General features: G+C 70.9%; 20 protein-coding genes and 1 pseudogene. 11 read left to right on the top strand and 10 right to left on the bottom strand.

Features of this window, described 5'->3' with window-relative positions; all coding sequences use genetic code 11:
• Nucleotides 1-77 precede the first annotated feature (77 nt).
• A complete protein-coding gene (locus SALMUC_RS13555) occupies nucleotides 78-698 on the top strand; it encodes a MarC family protein (RefSeq protein WP_020040193.1) in 621 nt (206 codons plus the stop codon).
• A gap of 104 nt (nucleotides 699-802) precedes the next feature.
• Nucleotides 803-1,384: a retropepsin-like aspartic protease family protein gene (locus SALMUC_RS13550; protein WP_020040194.1), complete on the top strand. Its 582-nt coding sequence runs from the start codon at nucleotides 803-805 to the stop codon at nucleotides 1,382-1,384.
• A gap of 75 nt (nucleotides 1,385-1,459) precedes the next feature.
• Here SALMUC_RS13550 and SALMUC_RS13545 read toward each other — a convergent pair whose 3' ends face one another.
• On the bottom strand, nucleotides 1,460-1,918 hold the full coding sequence (locus tag SALMUC_RS13545; RefSeq protein WP_020040195.1) for a DNA polymerase III subunit chi: 459 nt from the start codon (nucleotides 1,916-1,918) through the stop codon (nucleotides 1,460-1,462).
• Between the two features lie 5 nt (nucleotides 1,919-1,923).
• Nucleotides 1,924-3,396 (bottom strand): leucyl aminopeptidase, encoded by a 1,473-nt coding sequence (locus SALMUC_RS13540; RefSeq protein WP_020040196.1) that lies wholly within the window; start codon nucleotides 3,394-3,396, stop codon nucleotides 1,924-1,926.
• Nucleotides 3,397-3,542: 146 nt separating this feature from the next.
• On the opposite strand from SALMUC_RS13540, the gene lptF reads away from it, so the two are divergent.
• The 6 genes from lptF (at nucleotide 3,543) to rsmA (ending at nucleotide 11,014) form a co-directional block, all read left to right on the top strand.
• Nucleotides 3,543-4,655, top strand: a complete 1,113-nt coding sequence (gene lptF / locus SALMUC_RS13535) for an LPS export ABC transporter permease LptF (protein WP_020040197.1) — start codon at nucleotides 3,543-3,545, stop codon at nucleotides 4,653-4,655.
• Nucleotides 4,652-5,746, top strand: coding sequence for an LPS export ABC transporter permease LptG (lptG, locus tag SALMUC_RS13530; protein WP_020040198.1), 1,095 nt, complete (start codon nucleotides 4,652-4,654; stop codon nucleotides 5,744-5,746). Before lptF ends, lptG begins: the two co-directional genes overlap by 4 nt.
• Complete coding sequence (locus SALMUC_RS13525; protein ID WP_020040199.1) at nucleotides 5,743-7,908, top strand: LPS-assembly protein LptD; 2,166 nt, start codon at nucleotides 5,743-5,745, stop codon at nucleotides 7,906-7,908. The genes lptG and SALMUC_RS13525 overlap by 4 nt, the downstream gene beginning before the upstream one ends.
• Nucleotides 7,899-9,128 carry a peptidylprolyl isomerase gene (locus tag SALMUC_RS13520; RefSeq protein ID WP_020040200.1) on the top strand — a complete coding sequence of 410 codons (1,230 nt, stop codon included), beginning with the start codon at nucleotides 7,899-7,901 and terminating at the stop codon, nucleotides 9,126-9,128. The genes SALMUC_RS13525 and SALMUC_RS13520 overlap by 10 nt, the downstream gene beginning before the upstream one ends.
• Nucleotides 9,125-10,096: a 4-hydroxythreonine-4-phosphate dehydrogenase PdxA gene (pdxA, locus tag SALMUC_RS13515; RefSeq protein WP_020040201.1), complete on the top strand. Its 972-nt coding sequence runs from the start codon at nucleotides 9,125-9,127 to the stop codon at nucleotides 10,094-10,096. The genes SALMUC_RS13520 and pdxA overlap by 4 nt, the downstream gene beginning before the upstream one ends.
• Before the next feature lie 81 nt (nucleotides 10,097-10,177).
• On the top strand, nucleotides 10,178-11,014 hold the full coding sequence (rsmA, locus tag SALMUC_RS13510) for a 16S rRNA (adenine(1518)-N(6)/adenine(1519)-N(6))-dimethyltransferase RsmA (RefSeq protein ID WP_020040202.1): 837 nt from the start codon (nucleotides 10,178-10,180) through the stop codon (nucleotides 11,012-11,014).
• A gap of 27 nt (nucleotides 11,015-11,041) precedes the next feature.
• Here rsmA and SALMUC_RS13505 read toward each other — a convergent pair whose 3' ends face one another.
• The 6 genes from SALMUC_RS13505 to SALMUC_RS13480 form a co-directional block, all read right to left on the bottom strand.
• On the bottom strand, nucleotides 11,042-11,764 hold the full coding sequence (locus SALMUC_RS13505; protein ID WP_020040203.1) for a DUF4167 domain-containing protein: 723 nt from the start codon (nucleotides 11,762-11,764) through the stop codon (nucleotides 11,042-11,044).
• A gap of 224 nt (nucleotides 11,765-11,988) precedes the next feature.
• Entirely contained in the window at nucleotides 11,989-12,843 is an 855-nt protein-coding gene (prmC, locus tag SALMUC_RS13500; protein ID WP_020040204.1) for a peptide chain release factor N(5)-glutamine methyltransferase, read from the bottom strand.
• Nucleotides 12,840-13,886, bottom strand: a complete 1,047-nt coding sequence (gene prfA, locus SALMUC_RS13495) for a peptide chain release factor 1 (protein WP_020040205.1) — start codon at nucleotides 13,884-13,886, stop codon at nucleotides 12,840-12,842. The genes prmC and prfA overlap by 4 nt, the downstream gene beginning before the upstream one ends.
• A gap of 101 nt (nucleotides 13,887-13,987) precedes the next feature.
• Entirely contained in the window at nucleotides 13,988-14,392 is a 405-nt protein-coding gene (locus SALMUC_RS13490) for a DUF1499 domain-containing protein (RefSeq protein ID WP_020040206.1), read from the bottom strand.
• A gap of 143 nt (nucleotides 14,393-14,535) precedes the next feature.
• A complete protein-coding gene (speB, locus tag SALMUC_RS13485) occupies nucleotides 14,536-15,495 on the bottom strand; it encodes an agmatinase (protein WP_020040207.1) in 960 nt (319 codons plus the stop codon).
• 19 nt (nucleotides 15,496-15,514) lie between these two features.
• Nucleotides 15,515-16,690, bottom strand: coding sequence for a M20 aminoacylase family protein (locus tag SALMUC_RS13480; protein WP_020040208.1), 1,176 nt, complete (start codon nucleotides 16,688-16,690; stop codon nucleotides 15,515-15,517).
• A 129-nt stretch (nucleotides 16,691-16,819) separates the two neighbouring features.
• Between SALMUC_RS13480 and mazG the strand changes: the two are divergent.
• Both mazG and SALMUC_RS13470 read left to right on the top strand, forming a co-directional pair.
• Nucleotides 16,820-17,633 (top strand): annotated as a pseudogene (gene mazG / locus SALMUC_RS13475) (nucleoside triphosphate pyrophosphohydrolase).
• Between the two features lie 76 nt (nucleotides 17,634-17,709).
• Nucleotides 17,710-18,714: a Fe(3+) ABC transporter substrate-binding protein gene (locus tag SALMUC_RS13470; RefSeq protein WP_020040210.1), complete on the top strand. Its 1,005-nt coding sequence runs from the start codon at nucleotides 17,710-17,712 to the stop codon at nucleotides 18,712-18,714.
• Nucleotides 18,715-18,939: 225 nt separating this feature from the next.
• Here the strand turns inward: SALMUC_RS13470 and SALMUC_RS13465 are convergent, their stop codons facing one another.
• On the bottom strand, nucleotides 18,940-19,809 hold the full coding sequence (locus SALMUC_RS13465) for a LysR family transcriptional regulator (RefSeq protein ID WP_020040211.1): 870 nt from the start codon (nucleotides 19,807-19,809) through the stop codon (nucleotides 18,940-18,942).
• A gap of 94 nt (nucleotides 19,810-19,903) precedes the next feature.
• On the opposite strand from SALMUC_RS13465, the gene SALMUC_RS13460 reads away from it, so the two are divergent.
• Nucleotides 19,904-20,656 (top strand): NAD(P)H-dependent oxidoreductase, encoded by a 753-nt coding sequence (locus tag SALMUC_RS13460; RefSeq protein ID WP_020040212.1) that lies wholly within the window; start codon nucleotides 19,904-19,906, stop codon nucleotides 20,654-20,656.
• Between the two features lie 153 nt (nucleotides 20,657-20,809).
• On the opposite strand, the gene SALMUC_RS13455 is transcribed toward SALMUC_RS13460, so the two are convergent.
• Nucleotides 20,810-21,043 carry an acyl carrier protein gene (locus tag SALMUC_RS13455; RefSeq protein ID WP_007800270.1) on the bottom strand — a complete coding sequence of 78 codons (234 nt, stop codon included), beginning with the start codon at nucleotides 21,041-21,043 and terminating at the stop codon, nucleotides 20,810-20,812.
• Between the last annotated feature and the right edge of the window lie 177 nt (nucleotides 21,044-21,220).

The following is a 21,220-nucleotide window of genomic DNA, read 5'->3' as shown; positions in this document are numbered from 1 at the left end:
GCGTCCCGGCATCAGCGTTAACGAGATGCCCTCCCGCGAGACTGGACAAGCGCCAAGCCGCGCTCTACCCCGGTCTCATGGACACGGCTTTCCTCGTCAGCGCCTTCGCCACGCTCTTCGTGGTCATCGACCCGGTGGGGCTCACCCCCATCTTCATCGCGCTGACGCCGGGGGCGGATTCGCGCCACCGCCGCGGCGTTGCCCTGCGCGCCTGCCTGATCGCGCTGCTGGTGCTGACGCTCTTCACCTTCTTCGGCACCGCGGTGCTGGGCTTCATCGGCATCTCCATGCCCGCCTTCCGCATCGCCGGGGGCATTCTGCTCTTCCTCACCGCGCTCGACATGCTCTTCGAGCGGCGCACCAAGCGGCGCAGCGACAAGGCCGACGACGACGACGCGCTGCCGGACCCCTCGGTCTTTCCCATCGCCATCCCGCTCATCGCCGGACCCGGGGCCATCGCCTCGATGATCCTGCTCGCCGGCCGCGCCGACGGCGCGCTCGAGATGACGGCGGTCATGGGCGTGCTGCTCTGCGTGCTGGCGCTGGTGCTGCTGCTCTTCCTCAGCGCCGGGCTTGTCGAGCGCGCGCTCGGCGGGATCGGCATCACCGTGGTCACCCGGCTGCTGGGGATGCTGCTCGCCGCGCTCTCGGTGCAGTTCGTCATCGACGGGCTGCGCGACGTGGGCGCCCTGGCCTAGACGTGAACAAGGCCCGGTCCGGGGCCGATCTTTTCCCTACCCCCCGGGGCCGCGGCACCCTAGATTGAAGGAAGACGACCGGAAACGCGCGACAGGGGGGCGCAGTGTCGGAGATCGAGATCGGAAACCTGCTCTATCTCGGGCTGCTGGCGGCGGTGCTGCTGGTCTGGCTCGTCGTGCACAACCGCGAGTCGCTGGGGCGCAAGCTGCAGCATGCCGCGGTCTGGGGCCTGATCTTTCTCGGCACCATCGCCACCGTCGGGCTCTGGAGCGACATCCGGCGCGCGGCGATCCCGGGCCAGGCGGTGGTCGCCAGCGAAGGCCGGATCGAACTGCCGCGGGCGCCCGACGGGCACTACTACGTGCGGCTCGAAATCAACGGCACGCCGGTGCGCTTCGTGGTCGACACCGGCGCCACCGGCGTGGTGCTGACCCGCCAGGACGCCCGCCGTGCGGGCCTCGGCGCGGAGGACATCATCTTCCGCTCCAGCGCCAGCACCGCCAACGGCGCCGTGCGCACCGCGCCGGTGCGGCTCGACAGCGTGGCGCTCGGCCCCTTCGAGGACCGCAACGTGCGCGCCTATGTCAACGAGGGCGAGATGACCACCTCGCTGCTGGGCATGACCTACCTCAGCCGCTTCGGGCGGCTGGAGATCGCCAATGGCCGGATGATCCTCGAACGGTAATCCACCGCACGAAGATCGCGCCAAATCGTTTTGAAAAGATTTGCAAATTCCCTTCCAAGGAACTTGGACGCCGCTTCAGCCCTCGGCCTTCTTCTCCCAGCGCCCGGACTCCTCGGACCAGTATTCCGCCGGGCAGCCCGCGCCGGTGAGCGCGCGCCACTGGCCGCGCGCCGCCTGCACCGCCGCCTCGTCATTGCCGTCGAAGAGGATGCAGGTCCGCTCCAGCCGCGCGGCCTCCTCGGGCGCCACCCGGGCGCCGTCCACGGCCATCAGGCAGGCAGGCGCGTTGGGCATCTCCGCGTCCAAAGTCAGCAGCACGGGCTGGTCCGCGTCCCGCGGCCCGCCCGCGCGGCCGTGCGGCAGGAAGCCGTCCTCGGCCCCCAGCCACAGTTTCTCGTCCAGCCAGTCCATCCGCGCGGCATCGGTGCCGCGCACCACCACCCGCCATCCCGCCGCGAGCGAGCGCTCCAGCAGCATGGGCAGCGTCGCCTCGAGCGGGCGACGCGTCAGGTGGTAGAACATGGCCTTGCCCAAGGCGTTCAGTCCCCGGCGGTCTCGAAGCGGTCGCGGATCATCCGGTCGAGCGCCATGACGCCCCAGCCGGTCGCGCCGCCGGGCGCCAGCGCGGTGCCCGCCTTGATGTGCGCCACGCCCGCGATGTCGAGGTGGATCCAGGGCGTCTCTTTCTTGACGAAGCGCCCGAGGAACTGCGCCGCGGTGATCGAGCCCGCGGGCCGGCCGCCCACGTTCTTCATGTCCGCCACCGGCGATTTCAGCATGTCGTCGTAGGCCTTGCCCAGCGGCATCCGCCAGGCGCCCTCGTCCTCGTCCTTCGCGGCGCGGAGGAAGCCGTCGACCACCGCGTCGTCGTTGGAATAGACCGCCGCGTTCTCGTGCCCCAGCGCCACGATGCAGGCGCCGGTGAGCGTGGCGAGATCCACCATCGCCGCGGGCTTCTCGGTCTCCTGCGCGTACCACATCACGTCGCAGAGCACGAGCCGGCCCTCGGCGTCGGTGTTGATCACCTCCACCGTGTCGCCCTTCATCGAGCGCACCACGTCGCCCGGGCGCACCGCGTTGCTCGAGGGCATGTTCTCGACCAGCCCCACGAGGCCCACCACGTGCGCCGGCGCCTTGCGCCGCGCCACGGTCTTCATGACCCCGGCGACGACGCCCGCGCCGCCCATGTCCATGGTCATGTCCTCCATGCCCGCCGCGGGCTTGAGCGAGATGCCGCCGGTGTCGAAGACCACGCCCTTGCCCACCAGCGCGAGCGGCGCGCCCTCGGCGCCCTTCCAGCGCATGACCACCAGCTTCGAGGGCGTGGCCGAGCCCTGCCCCACGCAGAGCAGCGCGCCCATGCCAAGCTCGGCCATGCGGTCCTCGTCCAGCACCTCGACCTCGACGCCCAGCTCGCGCAGCCCCTCGAGGCGGGTGGCGAACTCGGTGGTGGTCAGCACGTTGGCGGGCTCGTTCACCAGGTCGCGGGTGAAGAAGACGCCCTCGGCCTCCGCCAGCAGCGGCGCCGCGGCGGCCGAGACCTCCTCGGGCTTGCCGCAGAGCACGCGCGCCGGCGCGGGCGTCTTGCCCTTGTCGCTCTTGTGCACGGTGAAATCGTAGCTGCGCAGCGCGATCCCCTGCGCCACGCGCGGCATCTGCGCCGTGGCATCCGCGATCACGGTCATGCCCGCGCTGCCCGCGCGGCGGGCCAGCGCCGCGCCCGCCTTGCGCGCCGCCGCCGGCTCGGGCCGGCGCTCGATCTTGACGATGTCCACCGCCTCCGCGGCCATCCCCGACGGCCAGGCCAGGCTCACGATGCCGCCCTCGGACAGCTTGTCCCAGGCCTCGCCCTCGGTGGCGCGGGCCACGGCGCCCCGCGTCAGCCGGTTCACCCGGCGCGCGCCGCGGCCAAGCTGGCTCTCGGCGTTGACGAACAGGGCCACGCGGCCCGTGGCCTCCTTGAGCGCGTCCAGCTCAAGCTCTCCGAAGGTGATCTCGCGCAGATCGGTCATGCGGCTCTCCCAGTTGATTTCCCCGATTGGTAGTCCCCCGAGGCGACATTGACCAGAGCAGCCTTTTCCCCCACAGAGCGATACTCTAGGGTCTGTCGAAACGAAGTTCTGGGGGGAACGGCGGCGTGCAGAGATTCGACAGGTACATGCTGTCGCAACTCATGGTGCTCTTCGGGTTTTTCGCGCTCGTGCTGGTGCTCGTCTACTGGGTCAACCGCGCGGTGTCGCTGTTCGACGAGCTTGTCGCCGACGGTCACTCGGGCGGCATCTTCCTCGAGTTCACCGCGCTCAGCCTGCCCGCCGTGGTGGCCATCGTGCTGCCCATGGCGGCCTTCGGCGCGGCGGTCTACGTCACCAACCGCATGTCCAACGACTCCGAGATCAACGTGGTGCAGGCCGCGGGTCTCTCGCCCTGGCGCATGGCGCGGCCGGTGCTGGTCTTCGGCACGATCATCGGCGTGATGATGGCGATCCTCACCCATGTCCTCGTGCCGGCCTCCATCGCCCAGCTGCGCCTGCGCGAATCCGAGATCTCGGAATCCCTCAGCGCCCGGCTCCTGCACGAGGGCACCTTCCTGCACCCGGTGCGCGGCGTGACCGTCTACATCCGCGACATCACCCCCGAGGGCGAGCTGCAGGACCTCTTCCTGTCCGACCGCCGCAACGAGGGCCGCGCGGTGACCTACACCGCCCGCACCGCCTACATCCTGCGCGGCGACGACCAGACCCGCCTCGCCATGGTCGAGGGCATGGCCCAGACCCTGAACCTCGAGACCCAGCGCCTCTCGACCACCAACTTCGACGAGCTGACCTACGACATCACCGAACTCATCGCCGCCCAGGGCCCGCCCACGCGCCGCGCCCGGCAGGTGCCCACCTGGGAGCTGCTGACCGACACGCAGGCGGTGGCCGAAGAGGTCGACGACTCCGTCGGCGAAGTGCTCGAGGAGGCGCACATGCGCTTCCAGCAGCCGCTGCTGTGCATCGTCGCCGCGCTGATCGGCTACGCCACGCTCATGACGGCCAGCTACTCGCGTTTCGGCGTCACCCGGCAGGTCGTGGGCGCGATCTTCCTGCTGGTGCTGGTCAAGCTCGTGGAAAGCGTCATCGCCGACCCGGTGCGCGCCAATGCCGCGCTCTGGCCGGCGATCTACCTGCCCAGCGTGCTCGGGCTCGCCATGACCGGCTTGCTGCTGCACCGCGCCAGCCGGCCCTTCCGGCCCGCGCGCCGCTCCGCATCGACCGAGGCCGCGGCATGATCCTGCACCGCTACTTCGCCCGCCGCTTCCTGTGGTTCTTCCTCGCGATCCTCGCGATCTTCGCGCTCTTCATCGGGCTCGTGGACCTCGTCGAGCAGCTGCGCAACTTCGACTCGGACGTGCGCTTCGGGCAGGTCATGCAGATCGTTCTGCTGAACCTGCCCTCCGGCCTCTACGAGATCCTGCCGCTGGTGATGATCCTCGCCACCGTCTCGCTCTTCGTCGCGCTCGCGCGCAGCTCCGAGCTGGTGGTGGCCCGCGCCGCCGGCCGCTCCGGGCTGGCCGCCCTCGCCGGGCCGGTCTTCGTCGCGGCGCTCATCGGCGGGCTCGCGGTCGCGATGTTCAACCCCATCGTCGCCGCGACCTCCAAGCGCTCCGCCGACCTCGGCGAGCTCTACGACACCGGCGGCGGTTCGGTGCTCTCGATCGGGGCCGAGGGGCTCTGGCTGCGCCAGGGCGGGCTCGCGGGCCAGACCGTGATCCGCGCCGCCCGCACCAACCCGGACGCCTCGGTGCTCTACGACGTCACCTTCTACGCCTATGCCCCCTCCGGCGGGCTCGTGCGCCGGGTCGAGGCGCAGCAGGCCCGGCTCGACGACGGCGCATGGGTGCTGGCAGAGGCCAAGGCATGGCCGCTGACCGCCGGCCTCAACCCCGAGGCCAGCTCCCAGCCGCACGACGAGCTGCGCATCCCCTCCTCGCTCACGCAGGACGGCATCCGCGACCGCTTCGGCCAGCCCTCGGCGATCTCGATCTGGGACATGCCGCAGTTCATCGCCGGTCTCGAGGAGGCGGGCTTCTCGGCGCGACGTCACGAGGTCTGGCTGCAGATGGAACTGGCGCGTCCGCTCTTTCTCGTGGCAATGGTCCTGGTGGCCGCGGGCGTCACCATGCGCCCGGCCCGGCTGGCGCGCACCGGGCTCTCGGTGCTGACCGCCGTGCTGCTGGGCTTCGGCCTCTACTACGTGCGCAACTTCGCGCAGATCATGGGCGAGAACGGGCAGCTGGACCCGATCCTCGCCGCCTGGACACCGCCCGTCGCCTCGCTCCTGCTGGCGCTCGGCGTGGTGCTGCAAAGGGAGGAAGGATGAGACCCGCAGCCCTCGCGCGCCTGCTGCTGACCGCGCTGGCGCTTGCCGCGCTCGCCACCCTGCCCGCCCGCGCGCAGGACGACGCGACCGAGCCCGCGCTGCTCGTGGCCGACCGCGTCTTCGTCGAGGACCGCGAACGCCTCGTGGCCACCGGCAACGTCGAGGCGCTGCACGACGGCGCCCGCCTCACCGCCACGCGCATCGTCTACGACCAGCAGGCCGGCCGGCTCGACATCGAGGGGCCGCTGCGGCTCACCGACGCACAGGGCAACATCCTCACCGCCGAGGCGGCCGAGCTCGACGAGGGCTTCCGCAACGGGCTGCTGCGCGGCGCCCGCATGGTGCTCGACGAACAGCTGCAGCTCGCCGCCGTCGAGGCCCGCCGGGCCGAGGGCCGCTACACCCAGCTCTCGCGCGTCGCCGTGACCTCCTGCCAGGTCTGCGGCCCGGGCGAGGTGCCGCTCTGGCAGATCCGCGCCAGCCGCGTCGTCCACGACCAGGAGGCGCAGCAGCTCTACTTCGACAACGCCCAGCTGCGGGTGCTCGACATCCCCGTCTTCTGGCTGCCCCGCCTGCGCCTGCCCGACCCCACGCTCGACCGCGCGCCGGGCTTCCTGATCCCCTCGGTGCGCAGCTCGACCCTGCTGGGCTTCGGCATCAAGACGCCCTACTTCGTGCCGCTGGGCGACCACCAGGACGTGACGCTCACGCCCTATATCTCGCCGGTCACCAAGACGCTCGAGGCGCGCTACCGCCGCGCCTTCGCCTACGGCGACCTGGTGGTCGACAGCGCCCTCACGCGCGACACGCTGCTTCCCGGCGAGGCGCGGGGCTACCTCTTCGCCGAAGGGCGCTTCGGGCTGCGCGACGGCTACACGCTGGACTTCGACCTCGAGTACGTCTCGGACGAGGCCTATCTCAACGACTACGACTACGCCGACAAGGAACGCCTCGACAGCAACGTCACCGTCACCCGCGTCCGGCGCGACAGCCTGATCCAGTCCGCGATCACCCGCTACCAATCGCTCCGCGCGAGCGAGCAGGACGAGACGCTGCCCTCCCTCGTCGCCCACAGCCGCTACGAGCGCCGCTTCTTCCCGCAGCGCCTCGGCGGCGAGCTGCGCGTGGGCGCGCAGGTGCATGCACACTACCGGACCTCGGACCTCGACATCGACGGGCCGGACGAGGACTCCATCGTCGATGGCCGCGACGTCGCCCGGCTGGGCCTCGAGGCAAGCTGGCGCGACCGCTGGACCCTGCCGCTGGGCCTGCGCGCGGGCGCCTCGCTGCACCTCTGGGCCGACCGCTACGCCATCCGTCAGGACGCCGCCTCCGAAAGCGACGTGAGCCAGCTCACCCCCGGCGCCGCGCTCGAGCTGCGCTGGCCCTTCGCCCGGCGCGGCGCGGGCGGCGGGCGCTCGCTGCTCGAGCCGGTGCTGCAATACGGCTGGGTCGGCGGGGATCGCTCCCGCGTGGCAGCCGACGAAAGCACCCGCGTCGAGTTCGACGAGGCCAACCTGCTCTCGCTCTCGCGCTTCCCGGCCGGCGACCGGCGCGAGCGCGGCGAGAGCCTCGCCGCCGGCCTGCGCTGGCTGCACGAGGGCGCCGGCGGCTGGACCGCGGGCCTCACGCTGGGCCGCGTCTGGCACGACCGGGACGACCCGGCCTTCTCGCGCTCCTCCGGGCTCTACGGCGAAACCTCGGACTGGCTTCTCGCGGGCGGATTCACCCATCCGCTGGGGCTCTCGATCTCGGCGCGCGGGCTGCTCGACGGCGCAGGCGACTTCGACAAGGCCGAGGGCCGCGCCGCCTGGTCCAACGCGCGCATGGATCTCGGCGCCTCCTACGTGCTGCTGGTGCAGGACGCCGCCGAAGAGCGCGACGAGACACAGTCGGAATGGGGCTTCGACGGCTCCTACCGCGTGAACCGCCACTGGACGAGTTCGGCAGAATGGCGCTACGACCTTGCCGACCAGCGGCTTGACCGCGCGGGCCTGGGCCTGCAATACCGCACCGAGTGCATCCAGGTGGACTTTACGGTCTTGCGCAAGTTCGCGTCCTCCACGAACCTCGAACCGTCGACCGATTTCGGCCTGACCGTCGCGCTGACGGGCTTCGGCACATCCGAAAGCGACAAGGAGTATCGCCGCACATGCAACTGACCCCGGCCCGCATCCTCCGCGCCCTGGTCCTGGCCGCAGGCTGCGCCCTCGCGCCGCTCTCCGCCGGCGCGCAGGGCCTCTTCTCGCCCGCCATCGTCGTCGACGAGAAGGTCATCACCGGCTACGAGATCCAGCAGCGCGCGCGCATGCTGACCCTCCTCAACTCGCCGGGCAACCCGCAGGAGGTCGCCCGCGAACAGCTCATCGAGGACCGGCTCAAGATGGCCGCCGCCGAGAACGCGGGCATCAGCCCGAGCGAGCAGGAGATCCTCGACGGGATGGAGGAATTCGCCGGCCGCGCCGACCTCAGCCGCGAGGAATTCGTGCAGGCGCTCGCGGGCGCCGGCGTCGCCGAGCAGACCTTCCGCGACTTCGTGACGGCCGGCTTCGCCTGGCGCGAGCTGGTGCGCGCCCGCTTCGCCAACCGCGCCTCGGTCAGCGAGGACGAGATCGACCGCGCCCTCTCGGCCGGCGGCTCGGGCGGCTCGAACGTGCGCGTCCTGCTCTCCGAGATCATCATGCCGCTGCAGCGCGGACAGGAAGAGGCGATCCGCGCCCGCGCCAACCAGATCGCCGGCATGACCTCGACCTCCGAGTTCTCCGCCGCCGCGCGCCAGTATTCCGCCACCGCGACCCGCGAGAACGGCGGCCGCCTGCCCTGGCAGAACCTGACCGAGCTGCCGCCGCCGCTTCAGCCGCTGGTCCTCGGCCTTGCCCCGGGCGAGGTGACCGACCCGATCCCGGTGCAGGGCGCCATCGCGCTCTTCCAGATGCGCGACATCGAGGAGACCGGTTATTCCGCGCCCGAGATCGGCGCGCTGGAATACGCCGCCTACTACATGCCCGGCGGCCGCTCGGCCGAGACGCTGGCCCGCGCCCGCGTCCTCGATGAGCAGGTCGACCGCTGCGACGACCTCTACGCCGTCGCCCAGGGCCAGCCCCCCGAGGTGCTCGACCGCCAGACCCTGCCGCCTTCCGAGATCCCGACCGACATCGCCTACGAGCTGTCCAAGCTCGACGCCGGCGAGGTCTCGACCGCGCTCACGCGCTCGGGCGGACAGACGCTGGTCTTCCTGATGCTCTGCGGCCGCACCGTCGCCGCGAACGAGGACGCCGACCGCCAGCAGGTCACCATGAGCCTGCGCAACCGCCGGCTGACCGCGCTCTCGGAAAGCTACCTCGCGCAGCTGCGCGCCGACGCCCGCATCGTCGAGAAATGAGCCCCGCGCCCATTGCGCTCAGCTGCGGAGAGCCCTCCGGCATCGGCCCCGAACTGGCCGAGGCCGCGTGGGAAATCCTCGGCACCGACCTGCCCTTCGCGTTGATCGGCGCGCCGGGCCACCTGCCGGGCACCGTGCCGCACGTCGAGATCGGCGACATCTCCGAGGCCCCGCAGGCCGCCCGCGACGGCCTGCCCGTGCTGCCGATCGACATGCCCGGCCCCCGCGTGCCCGGCACGCCGCAGCCCGCGCAGGCCGCGGGCGTCGTCACCGCCATCGAGCGCGGCGTCGCGCTGGCCATGTCGGGCGCGGCCTCCGGGCTCTGCACCCTGCCGATCTCCAAGCAGGCGCTGATTGAGGGCGCAGATTTCGCCTATCCCGGCCACACGGAATTTCTCGCCGCGCTCGCGGGCGTCGACGAGGTGGTCATGATGCTGGCCAGCGACACCCTGCGCGTCGTGCCTGCCACGATCCACATTCCCGTCTCCGAGGTGCCCGCCGCGCTCACTCCCGAGCTTTTGGAAAAGCGCCTGCGCATCACCCACACCGCGCTGATCGAGCGCTTCGGCATCGCGCAGCCGCGCATCGCCGTCGCGGGCCTCAACCCCCACGCCGGCGAGGGCGGCCGCATGGGCCGCGAGGAAATCGAGATGATCGCGCCGGTCCTCGACCGCCTCCGCGCCGAGGGCATGGACATCGCCGGGCCGCTGCCCGCCGACACCATGTTCCACGCGCGGGCCCGGGCGCGCTACGACGCGGCGGTCTGCATGTATCACGACCAGGCGCTCATCCCGATCAAGACGCTGGCCTTCGACGAGGGCGTCAACGTCACCCTCGGCCTGCCCTTCATCCGCACCTCGCCCGATCACGGCACCGCCTTCGACATCGCGGGCAAGGGGCTGGCGAATCCTTCCTCGACGCTCGCCGCCCTGCGCCTCGCCTGGCGGCTGGCCGGCGGCACCGCCTGAGCGGCGCGAAGTCCGCAGGGGCATTGCCCCCCGCGCGGCCCCGGCGTATCCCGGTCGGACCATGACAGGTCAGGCCACAGCATGAGCACCATCGACGGACTCCCGCCCCTGCGCGAGGTCATCGCCTCGCACGATCTGCGCGCGCGCAAGGCGCTGGGGCAGAACTTCCTGCTGGACCTCAACCTCACCGCCAAGATCGCGCGGCAGGCGGGCGACCTCTCGGGTATGGACGTGCTGGAAATCGGTCCCGGCCCGGGCGGTCTCACCCGCGGGCTGCTGGCCGAGGGCGCCCGCCGCGTGCTCGCCATCGAGAAGGACGCGCGCTGCCTGCCCGCGCTCGAGCAGATCGCGCAGGCCTATCCCGGACGGCTCGAGGTGATCCAGGGCGACGCGCTGCAGGTCGATCCGCTGGCGCACCTGAGCCCGCCCATCGCGGTCTGCGCCAACCTGCCCTACAACGTCGGCACCGAGCTTCTGGTGCGCTGGCTCACGCCGGACGACTGGCCGCCCTTCTGGCAGACGCTCACGCTCATGTTCCAGCGCGAGGTGGCCGAGCGCATCGTCGCGCAGCCGGGGAACAAGGCCTACGGACGGCTCGCGGTGCTGGCCCAGTGGCGCTGCGAGGCGCGCATCGTCCTCGGCCTGCCGCCCTCGGCCTTCACGCCGGCCCCCAAGGTGGCCTCGGCCGTGGTGCACCTGCGCGCCCTGCCCGAGCCGCGCTTTCCGGCCGATCCCAAGGTGCTGGAACGCGTCGTGGCGACGGCCTTCAACCAGCGCCGCAAGATGCTGCGCGCCGCGCTGAAGGGCCTGTCGCCCGAGATCGAATCCGTTCTGGAACGCGCGGGCATCGAGCCCACCATGCGGGCCGAGCAGGTCTCGCTCGAACGCTTCTGCGCACTGGCCCGCGAACTGGCCTGAAGACGGGCCGCTCGCGACCCGCCGGCCTTATTCGGCGGCGTCCGAAGTCGTGGGCTCGCCCGACTTGCCGTCGCCGCCCTTGTCGGACTTCTCCGCCTTGTCGCCTTCGCCCGAGTTGTCCTCGGTCTTGGCCGGCTTGCGCGGCTTGCGCGGGCTGCGGCTGCGCTTGGGCTTCTCCGGCTTGTCGGACTTCTCGGCCTTCTCGCCCGAGCTGCGGTTCTCCGGCGTCTCCACCAGGCCGCTGTCGCTGTCGTCGCCGCCCAGGTCCAGCACGTCGGACTGCTGCGCGCCGCCGGTGTCGCCACCGCCGCTGCCGCCTTTGCCGCCACTGTTGCTGTTGCCACCGTTGCCGCCGCCTTCAGGCGCCTGCTGCCCGCTCTCGTCGGGTTTGGACTCCTCGCGCTCGGCCTGCTTCTGCGCATCGCGCTCGGCGCGTTCGCGGTCGCGCTGCGCCTGGCGTTCGCGGTTCTCCCGCTCCTGCTGTTCGCGGCGCTGATCGGCTTCCTTCTGCGCCTCCGACAGCATGCGCATGTAGTGCTCGGCGTGCTGCTGGAAGTTCTCCATCGCCACGCGGTCGTTCCCGAGCGAGGCGTCGCGGGCCAGCTGGTTGTACTTGTCGATGATCTGCTGCGGCGTGCCGCGCACCTTGCCTTCGGGGCCACTGCTGTCGAACACGCGGTTGACGACATTGCCCAGCGAATTGCGGTTGCGGTTGTTCTTCGACCGCGAGCGGGATTTCGAGGATCGCATCTCTTCGCTATCAGTCCTGTATCTGACTGTCCCGGTGACCCTGTGGTGCGCGAGGCGCGCCTTTACTGACCGGGTCACTCTCATGGAGGGTTGGCGTCGGGCGGGACCGCCGTGAGGCATCCACCGCGCCGACCCCCTCTACCAATCATGTCGGGGGCCTCGTGACAAGAAAAAAACCGGTCGAATCGGCCTGATTCCCGCGGGATTCCGCATGTTTTCGCCGGTCAGGCGGCCCCGAGCCGTCCTGAAACCACCCGGTCGCGCCCGTCGAGGTCGGGCGTCACGCTCACCCGCGCGAGCCCCGCCGCCTCGAAAAGCCGCGCCACGGCGGGCCCCTGCGTGGGCCCGATCTCGACCATCAGCCGTCCGCCCGGCGCCAGATGCGCCGCCGCCCCCGCCGCGATCGCGCCATAGGCCGAAAGCCCGTCGCCCTCGTCGGTCAGCGCCATGCGCGGCTCGTGCCCCAGCACCTCCGGCGAGAGCCCCGCCATCTCGGCGGCGGCGATGTAGGGCGGGTTCGACACGATCAGGTCGAACCGCTCCGGCCCCTCCAGCGCGCCATACCAGTCGCCCTGCGCCAGCGTGGCGCGCGGCTCCAGCTTCATCGCGTTGCGGTTCCAGTAGGCCACCTCCAGCGCCGCCGCGCCCAGGTCGGTGCCCGTGCCCGTCGCGCCCTCGCGCTCGGCCAGCAGCGTCAGCAGGATGCAGCCCGAGCCGGTGCCCAGGTCCAGCACCCGCGCGAAGGGCTCCGAGAGCGCCGCCTCGACCAGCACCTCGGTCTCGGGGCGCGGGTCCAGCACATCGGGCGTCACCAGGAACTCGCGGCCGTAGAACAGCCGCCGTCCCGTCAGGTGGCTCACCGGCTCGCGCGCCGCGCGCCGCGCGATCAGCGCCTCGAAGCTGGCCCCGGCCGCGTCCCCGACCGGCTCGGGCAGGAACAGCGTCAGCCGCCCCGGCGGCACCTTCAGCACATGCGCCAGCAGCCGCCGCGCATCGCGGCCCGCGTCGGGAATCCCCGCCTCGACCAGCCGCGCCGTGGCCCGCGCCAGCAGGACCGAGCCCGTCACGCCCGCGCTCATTGCATCTCGGCCAGCTGCGCCGCCTGCGCCTCGGCGGTCAGCGCATCGACGATCTCGTCGAGATCGCCGCCCAGGATCTGCTCCAGCCGGTAGAGCGTCAGCCCGATGCGGTGATCGGTCATCCGCCCCTGCGGGAAGTTGTAGGTCCGGATGCGCTCGGACCGGTCGCCCGAGCCCACCTGCGCCTTGCGGTCCGAGGCGCGCGCGTCGGCCGCCTTCTGCCGCTCCATGTCGAAGAGCCGCGTGCGCAGCACCTGCATGGCGATCTCGCGGTTGCGGTGCTGCGACTTCTCGGAACTCGTGACCACGACGCCGGTGGGAATATGCGTGATCCGCACCGCCGAGTCCGTGGTGTTGACGTGCTGCCCGCCCGCGCCCGAGCTGCGCATGGTGTCGACGCGGATGTCGCCCGGGGCGATCTCGATGTCGACCGCCTCGGCCTCGGGCAGCACCGCGACCGTGGCGGCCGAGGTATGGATGCGCCCGCCGCTCTCGGTCTCGGGCACGCGCTGCACGCGGTGCACGCCGGATTCGTACTTCAGCCGGGCAAAGACGCCCTCGCCCACGATCCGCACCACCAGCTCGCGCAACCCGCCCAGCTCGCTGGGCTGCTCCTCGATCACCTCCCAGCGCCAGCCCCGCGCCTCGGCGTAGCGCTGGTACATCCGCGCCAGATCGCCCGCGAAGAGCGCCGCCTCCTCGCCGCCGGTGCCGGGCCGGATCTCGAGGATCGCGGGCCGCGCATCGGCCGCGTCGCGCGGCAGCAGCGCCAGCTGCAGCGCATGCTCGACCTCGGGCAGCCGCGCGCGCAGGGCGGGCAGCTCCTCCTCGGCCAGCGCGGCCATCTCGGGATCCGCCAGCATGGCCTCGGCCTCGGTCAGATCGCCCTGCAGCGCCTCCCATTCGTGGATGCGCTCGACGACGGGCTTCAGCTCGGCGTATTCGCGCCCCAGCGCGGCGATGTCGCCCTCGCCCGTGGCCATGCAGGCCTCGAGGTATTCAAAGCGGTCTCGGATCTGCTGAAGTCGTTCTGCGGGCACCATGGCGCACTCCATGTCCCGAAAGCGCGCACAGGGTCAAGGCCGGGCGCGGCCCAAATTCCTTGGCAAGGAATCTGCAGATCTCTTCGAAGAGACTGGGCCCCTCAGCCCCCGGCGCGCAGGTCCGCCAGCCAGCCCTCGACGCGCTTGCGGTTCACGCCCAGGTCCGACTGCCCGAAGCGCTGCCGCGCGTAGAGCTCGAGGTGATCCTCGGCCTGCTGCACCGTGGTGTAGTCGGGAAAGCCCATCCAGAGCGAGCGGCTGACGTAGGTCACGCGGCCCTCGGTGGGCGTGCCCGCCAGCACCTCGGTGCGCGGCTCCTCGAGGATGATGCGGTGCAGTTCCTGGAAGGTCTCGGCGCCGCCGTCGATGCGCCGCCGCACGCCGCTTGCGAGGTCCTGGTCGGCGGTCACCTGCGGGTCGACGTGCCAGACCGCGGGGTCCGAGGGCGCCAGGCGAATCCACGCGAGGCCGCCGATGACGACAAGAACGATCAGCCAGAAGAACATGCGCACGATCCCTTACCCTCCACGCCTGGGGCCCGACAGCGGGCCGCTTTGGCCCGCCGGGCCAGCCACCGCGCCCTGTTCGCACGATTCCAACCACCGGGAAAAGGCCCAAGACCCCGTCCTCGCGGGAAATTGCCCGCCGGTCAGCGCCGGGTCCAGCCCCAGAGGCACAGCAGTTCCGTCGCCACGTGCGCCCCCGCGATGGCGGTGGCCCCGGTGGTGTCGAAGGGCGGCGAGACCTCGACCACGTCACCGCCCTTGAGGTCGATCCCCGCCAGCGCGCGCAGCATCACCGCCGCCTGGTTGCTCGTCAGCCCGCCCCAGACCGGCGTGCCCGTGCCCGGCGCAAAGGCCGGGTCCAGCGCGTCGATGTCGAAGGTGATGTAGCAGGGCCGGTCGCCCACGATCCGGCGCGCCCGCTCGGCGATGGCCTCGGGGCCCTCGCGGTGCACCTCGCGCGCATCGAGGATGGTGAAGTCCAGCGGTTCGGGGTTGTCGGTGCGGATGCCGATCTGGACCGAGTGCGTCGGGTCCACGATCCCCAGCTTCGCCGCCTTGTACATGAAGGTGCCGTGGTCGATCCGGTCCATGTCGTCATCGGCCCAGGTGTCGCCGTGGGCATCGAACTGGATCACGCTCATCGGCCCGTATTTTTCCGCGTAGGCCTTGAGGATCGGCAGCGTGATGAAGTGATCGCCCCCCAGCGTGACGGACCCCGCGCCGGCCCCGAGAATCCCCGCGATATGGGCCTGCAGCGTGGCCGGAAAGGCCGGCACGTCGGCATAGTCGAAGGCAAGATCGCCGTAGTCGGCGATGGCGAACTCGCTCAGCACGTCGTAGCCCCAGCCATACGGCGCGTCGCAGGGTTGCAGCAGCGAGGCCTCGCGGATCGCCCGCGGCCCCAGCCGCGTGCCCGGCCGGTTCGTCACCGCCTGGTCGAAGGGCACGCCCGTCACCGCGACATCCACCCCCGCGAGGTCCTTGGTGTACTTCCGCCGCAGGAACGAGGCCGCGCCCCCGAAGACGTTCTCGAAGCTCGGCCCCTTCAGATCCTCCCGGGTAAAGGCATGATCGATCTGCGTTTTCGCGTCTTCCAGCGCCATGACGGCTCCTCTTGTCCTGTTACGCCCCGCCGCCCGGCAGCGGCAGCGACCGCTCCACCAGCCGCGCCAGCAGGCTCGCGCCCACCGGCGCGATGGCGTCGTTGAAATCGTAGGCCGGGTGGTGACACATCGGCGTGTCGCCCTGCCCCACGAACATGTAGGCGCCCGGCCGCGCCTCCAGCATGTAGGCGAAATCCTCGGCCGGGGTGATCGGCTCGCAGTCGCCCTCGACGTTGCGCTCGCCCACCACCTCGCGCGCCACCTCGGCGGCAAAGCGCGCCTGCTCGGCATGGTTCACCAGCGGCGGGTAGCCGCGCTCGTAGATCACCTTCGCGCTGCAGCCATAGACCGCCGCCTGCGCCTCCGCGATGGCGGTCAGCCGCGCCTGCGCCATGTCGCGCACCGCGGGCCGGAAGCTGCGCACCGTGCCGCCCAGCCAGGCCGTCTCGGGGATGATGTTGTCCGCCGTGCCCGCGTGGATCTGCGTGACCGAGACCACCAGCCGGTCCAGCGGATCGGCGTTGCGGCTCACGATGGTCTGCAGCGCCTGCGCCGTGGCCGCGGCCGCCGGGATCGGGTCCAGCGTGGTCTGCGGCTGCGCCCCGTGGCCGCCACGCCCGGCGATCTCGATGCGGAACTCGTCCGCCGAGGCCATCAGCGGCCCCGGCGCCGTCGCCACCTGTCCCACCGGCCGCCCCGGCGTGTTGTGCAGCCCGTAGACCTCGGCGATGTCGAAGCGCTCCATGATCCCCTCGTCGACCATGACCTTGCCGCCGCCACCGCCTTCCTCGGCCGGCTGGAAGATCAGCGCCGCGCGCCCCGCGAAATTGCGCGTCCCGGCAAGGTATTTCGCCGCCGCGAGCAGCATCACCGTGTGGCCGTCGTGCCCGCAGGCATGCGCCATCCCCGGCACGGTCGAGGCATGCGCGGCGCCCGACAGGTCCTCCATCGGCAGCGCGTCCATGTCCGCCCGCAGCCCGATGGTCCGCCCCGGCGCGCGCCCCTCGATCACCGCAACGACGCCGGTATGCGCGATCCCCTCGTGGATCTCCGTGATGCCGAAACTCTTCAGCTTTTCAACGACGAAGGCGGCGGTCTTCACGCAGTCGAACAGCAGCTCGGGATGGGCGTGCAGGTGCCGCCGCCAGGCGGTCAGCGTCTCGGCCTCGGCGGCGATGGAATTGATGACGGGCATGGGCTCTCCGGTGGCGGGCTCGGGCGCATGAAACCGCGAAGCCCCCCGCTCCGCAAGGGCCCGCCCGCACTGGACTCCGCCCGGACGATGCCGCAGGACAAGGGCAAGACCGCGAAGGGAGACCGCAGCATGAGCGACGATCTGATCCACGACCCCAAGGGCGGCATGCCCCGCCTGCTCGAGATCATGCGCCGTCTGCGCGACCCCGAGACCGGCTGCCCCTGGGACGTCGCGCAGGACTTCTCGACCATCGCCCCCTATACCATCGAGGAGGCCTACGAGGTCGCCGACGCCATCGAGCGCGAGGCCTGGGACGAGCTCCGGGGCGAGCTGGGCGACCTGCTCTTCCAGTCGGTCTTCCACGCCCAGATGGCCGCCGAGCGCGGGCTCTTCACCTTCGACGAGGTGGCCGACACCATGTCCGACAAGATGGTCGCCCGGCCACCCCCATGTGTTCGGCGCGGAGTCCAACGCCAAGAGCCCCGACCAGCAGACCCGCGACTGGGAGGCGATCAAGGCTGCCGAACGCGCCGAACGCGCCGAGACCGGCGTGCTCGACGGCGTGGCCCTCGGCCTGCCCGCGCTCCTGCGCGCGCTCAAGCTGCAGAAGCGCGCCGCCCGCGTGGGCTTCGACTGGCCTTCCACCGACGAGGTGATCGACAAGATCGTCGAGGAGGCGCAGGAGCTGCGCGAGGCCACCGACCCCGACCACGCCGAGGAGGAATTCGGCGACCTGCTCTTCGTCATGGCCAACCTCGCCCGGCACATGGACATCGACCCCGAGGCCGCCCTGCGCCGAGCCAACGCCAAGTTCACCCGCCGCTTCGGCGCCATCGAGGAGGCCCTCGCGGAACAGGGCCGCAGCCCCTCGGACAGCGACCTCGCCGAGATGGACGCGCTCTGGGACGCGGCCAAGGCGCGGGAGAAGGCCGGCAGAACCTGAGATCAATTGTCGGGATTGACCCGATAGAAATAGTCGGATTTAAGACGCGCGAACGAACGCCCAAGAGGAGGAATTCATGTCGCTGCGTTTCGCATCCACGCTCGCCCTGCTGGCCACCGCCACGCCCGCGCTCGCGCAGGAGGTCAATCTCTATTCCTATCGCCAGCCGGAACTGCTGAAACCGCTCACCGATGCCTTCACCGAGAAGACCGGCATCACCGTGAACGTCGCCTATCTCGACAGCGGCATGGTCGAGCGCCTGCAGGCCGAGGGCGACCGCTCGCCCGCCGATCTCGTCTTCACCGTCGACATCTCGCGCCTCGCCGCGCTGGTCGACGCCGGCGTGACCCAGTCGGTCGAAAGCGACGTGCTGTCGGAAAACGTGCCCTCCGAGTACCGCGATCCCGACGGCCAGTGGTTCGGCCTGACGACGCGCGCGCGCATCGTCTATGCCTCCAAGGACCGCGTGGACCCCTCCGAGGTCACCACCTACGAGGATCTCGCCGATCCCAAGTGGGAAGGCCGCATCTGCACCCGCTCGGGCACCCACCCCTACAACGTGGCGCTGGTCGCGGCGATGCTGCACCACCACGGCGAGGAAGAGACCAGGACCTGGCTCGAGGGCGTGAAGTCGAACCTCGCGCGCAAGCCGCAGGGCAACGACCGCGCGCAGGTCCGCGCGATCTGGGCCGGCGAGTGCGACATCAGCCTCGGCAACACCTACTACATGGGCAAGATGCTGCAGGACGAGGAACAGCAGGAGTGGGCCAACTCGGTCAACGTGCTCTTCCCCGAGTTCGAGGATGGCGGCACGCACGTCAACATCTCGGGCGTCGCGATGACCCAGTCCGCGCCGAACCGCGAGAACGCGCTTCAGATGATGGAATTCCTCGCCTCGCCCGAGGCGCAGGAGGTCTATGCCCACGCCAACTTCGAGTACCCGATCGCGCCCGGCACCGAGGCCGACGAGCTGGTGCAGGGCTGGGGCGAGTTCGACGCCGACGAGGTCAACCTGATGACCCTCGCCGGCCTGCGCGGCGACGCCCTGCGCCTCATCGAAGAAGTGGATTTTGATGGGTGACCTGCGGTCCGCGCCTATGGCGCGGCAATCGCTCCAGTGGAGCGATTGAGCAGGTCACGGGCGGAGCCCCGGCACGGGCGGAGCCCCGGCACCGGCGGAACCCCGGTCACGGGCGGAGCCCCGGTCACGGGCCCGGCCTCAGGCCGCCAAGCCCCGAGCCCTTCCAACGGCCCGCGCTCCCCGCGCGGGCCGTTTTCCGTTCAAACCCGTGCCGGCTCCCACGCCTCACAGCAAAGCGCCCTGCCGCTCCCCGAAGTAATCCAGCACCGCCCGCACCCGCGCGGTCCGGCGCAGGTCGGGATGCGTCAGCAGCCAGAGGTCGACGGCCAGCGCGTCGATCTCTTTCCCGACCTGCACCAGTTCGCCATCCGACACGCCGAGGTAGCAGGGCAGCACCGCGACCCCGATCCCCGCGCGCACGGCGGCCTGCAGGCCCAGCACGCTGTCCACGCGGGCGACGCAGGCCGCCTCGCAGCCGCTATCGCGCATCCAGGCGCGCAACTGGCCATAGCCCATCGAGGCGCTCGGCCCGATCCAGGGCAACTCCGCCAGGTCCGTCCCCGGCGCGACCTCCAGCGAGCGGTGCGCGTAGACCGCCTGCCGGATTCGCCCCAGCCGCTTGCCCACCAGGTGCGGCTCCGGCGCCGCGGCGGGCCGGATCGCCACGTCGGCTTCGCGAAAGGACAGGTCGGAGACCGCGTTCGACAGCGCCACCTCCAGCACGATCCCGGGCTCGCGCTCCCGCAGGCATGCGATCTCGGGCGCCAGCAGCCCCGCGAGCAGCGTGTCGGTCGTCGCCAGCCGCACCACACCCGAGGGCCGCAGATCGCGCCCGGCCAGCCGCCGCTCGGTCTCGTTGGTCAGCGCCTCGATCTGGCGGGCGGCGGCGACCAGATCCTCGCCCGCCGTCGTCGGCACGTAACCCGTCCGGAACCGCTCGAAAAGCCGCACGCCCAGCCGGTCCTCGACGGCGTTGATCCGGCGGAACATCGTGGGATGGCTCGTCCCCAGCCGCTGCGCCGCGCCGGTCAGCGACCCGGCCTCGGCGATGCGCAGCACGGTCTCGTAATCGGTCCAGTCGAGCTTATCGTTCATACCTGAAAGTCCGGCTTGCAGAGTCTTGTGACGACATATCAGAAATGAACATTCAACGTCAGGGGCACGCCATTCCGACGACAGAGGCCCCCCAATGCAAACCCACATCGTTCACGCCCACCCCGAGCCGCAGTCCTACAACGCGGCCCTCACCCGGACCGCCGCGCAGGCGCTGCGGGCACGGGGCGGCACCGTGACCGTCACCGATCTCTACCGGGACGGCTTCGACCCGGTCGAAGCCCCGCGCCACTACCACGACCGCGCCGACCCGGACCGCTTCGCGGCCCTCGCCGAGCAGCGCCACGCCTGGACCACCGGCACCCTGCCCGGCGCAGTCAGAGCCGAGATCGCCAACCTCGAGCACGCCGATCTCGTGATCCTGCAATTCCCGCTCTGGTGGCACGGGCCGCCCGCCATCCTGAAGGGCTGGATGGACCGCGTCTTCGTGAGCGGCGGTCTCTACACCAGCCGGATGCGCTACGACGCCGGCTATTTCCGCGGCCGGCGCGCGCTGGTCTCGCTCAGCACCGGCGCCCCGGCCGAGGCCTTCGGCCCCGGCTGCCGCGGCGGCGACCTCGGGACGATGCTCTGGCCGGTGCACTACTCGATGCACTACATGGGCTTCTCGGTCCTGCCGCCCTTCACCTCCCACGGGGTGCAGGGGCACGGCTACAGCTACGAGGACGCGCAGGCCGCCGAGGATCGCCTGACCCGCAACTTCGCCACTTGGCGGCGCCGTCTCACGGCGCTCGACGGTGACATTCCGCTCGACTTCCCCGGCTGGTCCGACTGGACCGCCGAGGGTCGGCCGATCGCCAAAGGTGAAGACGCCCTTGCAGCACCGTGACGCAGGGTCCGGGGTCGGCGGGACGGCGGGCGGGGCGAGGCTCCGCAGGAGCGAGCGCCGTCCCGTCGCCCGGCCCAAACGAAAACGGCGCCCCGGAGGGCGCCGCATCAGGCAGTCTGTACGAAAACCCCGTACGACACGTACAGGAGGACCTTACGAGGCTTCCTTGATGAACTTCACCGCGTCGCCGAAGGTCTGGATGGTTTCGGCCGCGTCGTCCGGGATCTCGATGCCGAACTCTTCTTCGAAGGCCATCACCAGCTCGACGGTGTCGAGGCTGTCTGCGCCCAGGTCGTCGATGAACGAGGCGCTTTCGGTCACCTTGTCCTCTTCGACGCCGAGATGCTCGACGACGATCTTGCGCACGCGATCAGGAATATCGCTCATGTCTTGTCCTCACATGTGTCCGGGCCCCGGGGCCCCTTTCTTCCCCCCGCCGTGGGGGTGGCTGCTCTGATGCCCGAATACGGGCGCAAGGGCGCACCCTCAAGGGCCGCCCCACGTTCCTTTGCGCGCCTATATCACACGCGCGCGTGATGGCAAATGCTTTCGCAACTGCCGGCA

This window comes from Salipiger mucosus DSM 16094 (genome assembly GCF_000442255.1).
In the GTDB taxonomy this organism is placed as follows: Bacteria; Pseudomonadota; Alphaproteobacteria; order Rhodobacterales; family Rhodobacteraceae; genus Salipiger; species Salipiger mucosus.
Note: the sequence above shows the minus strand (reverse complement) of the source record. Positions and strands in the feature narration are given on the sequence as shown.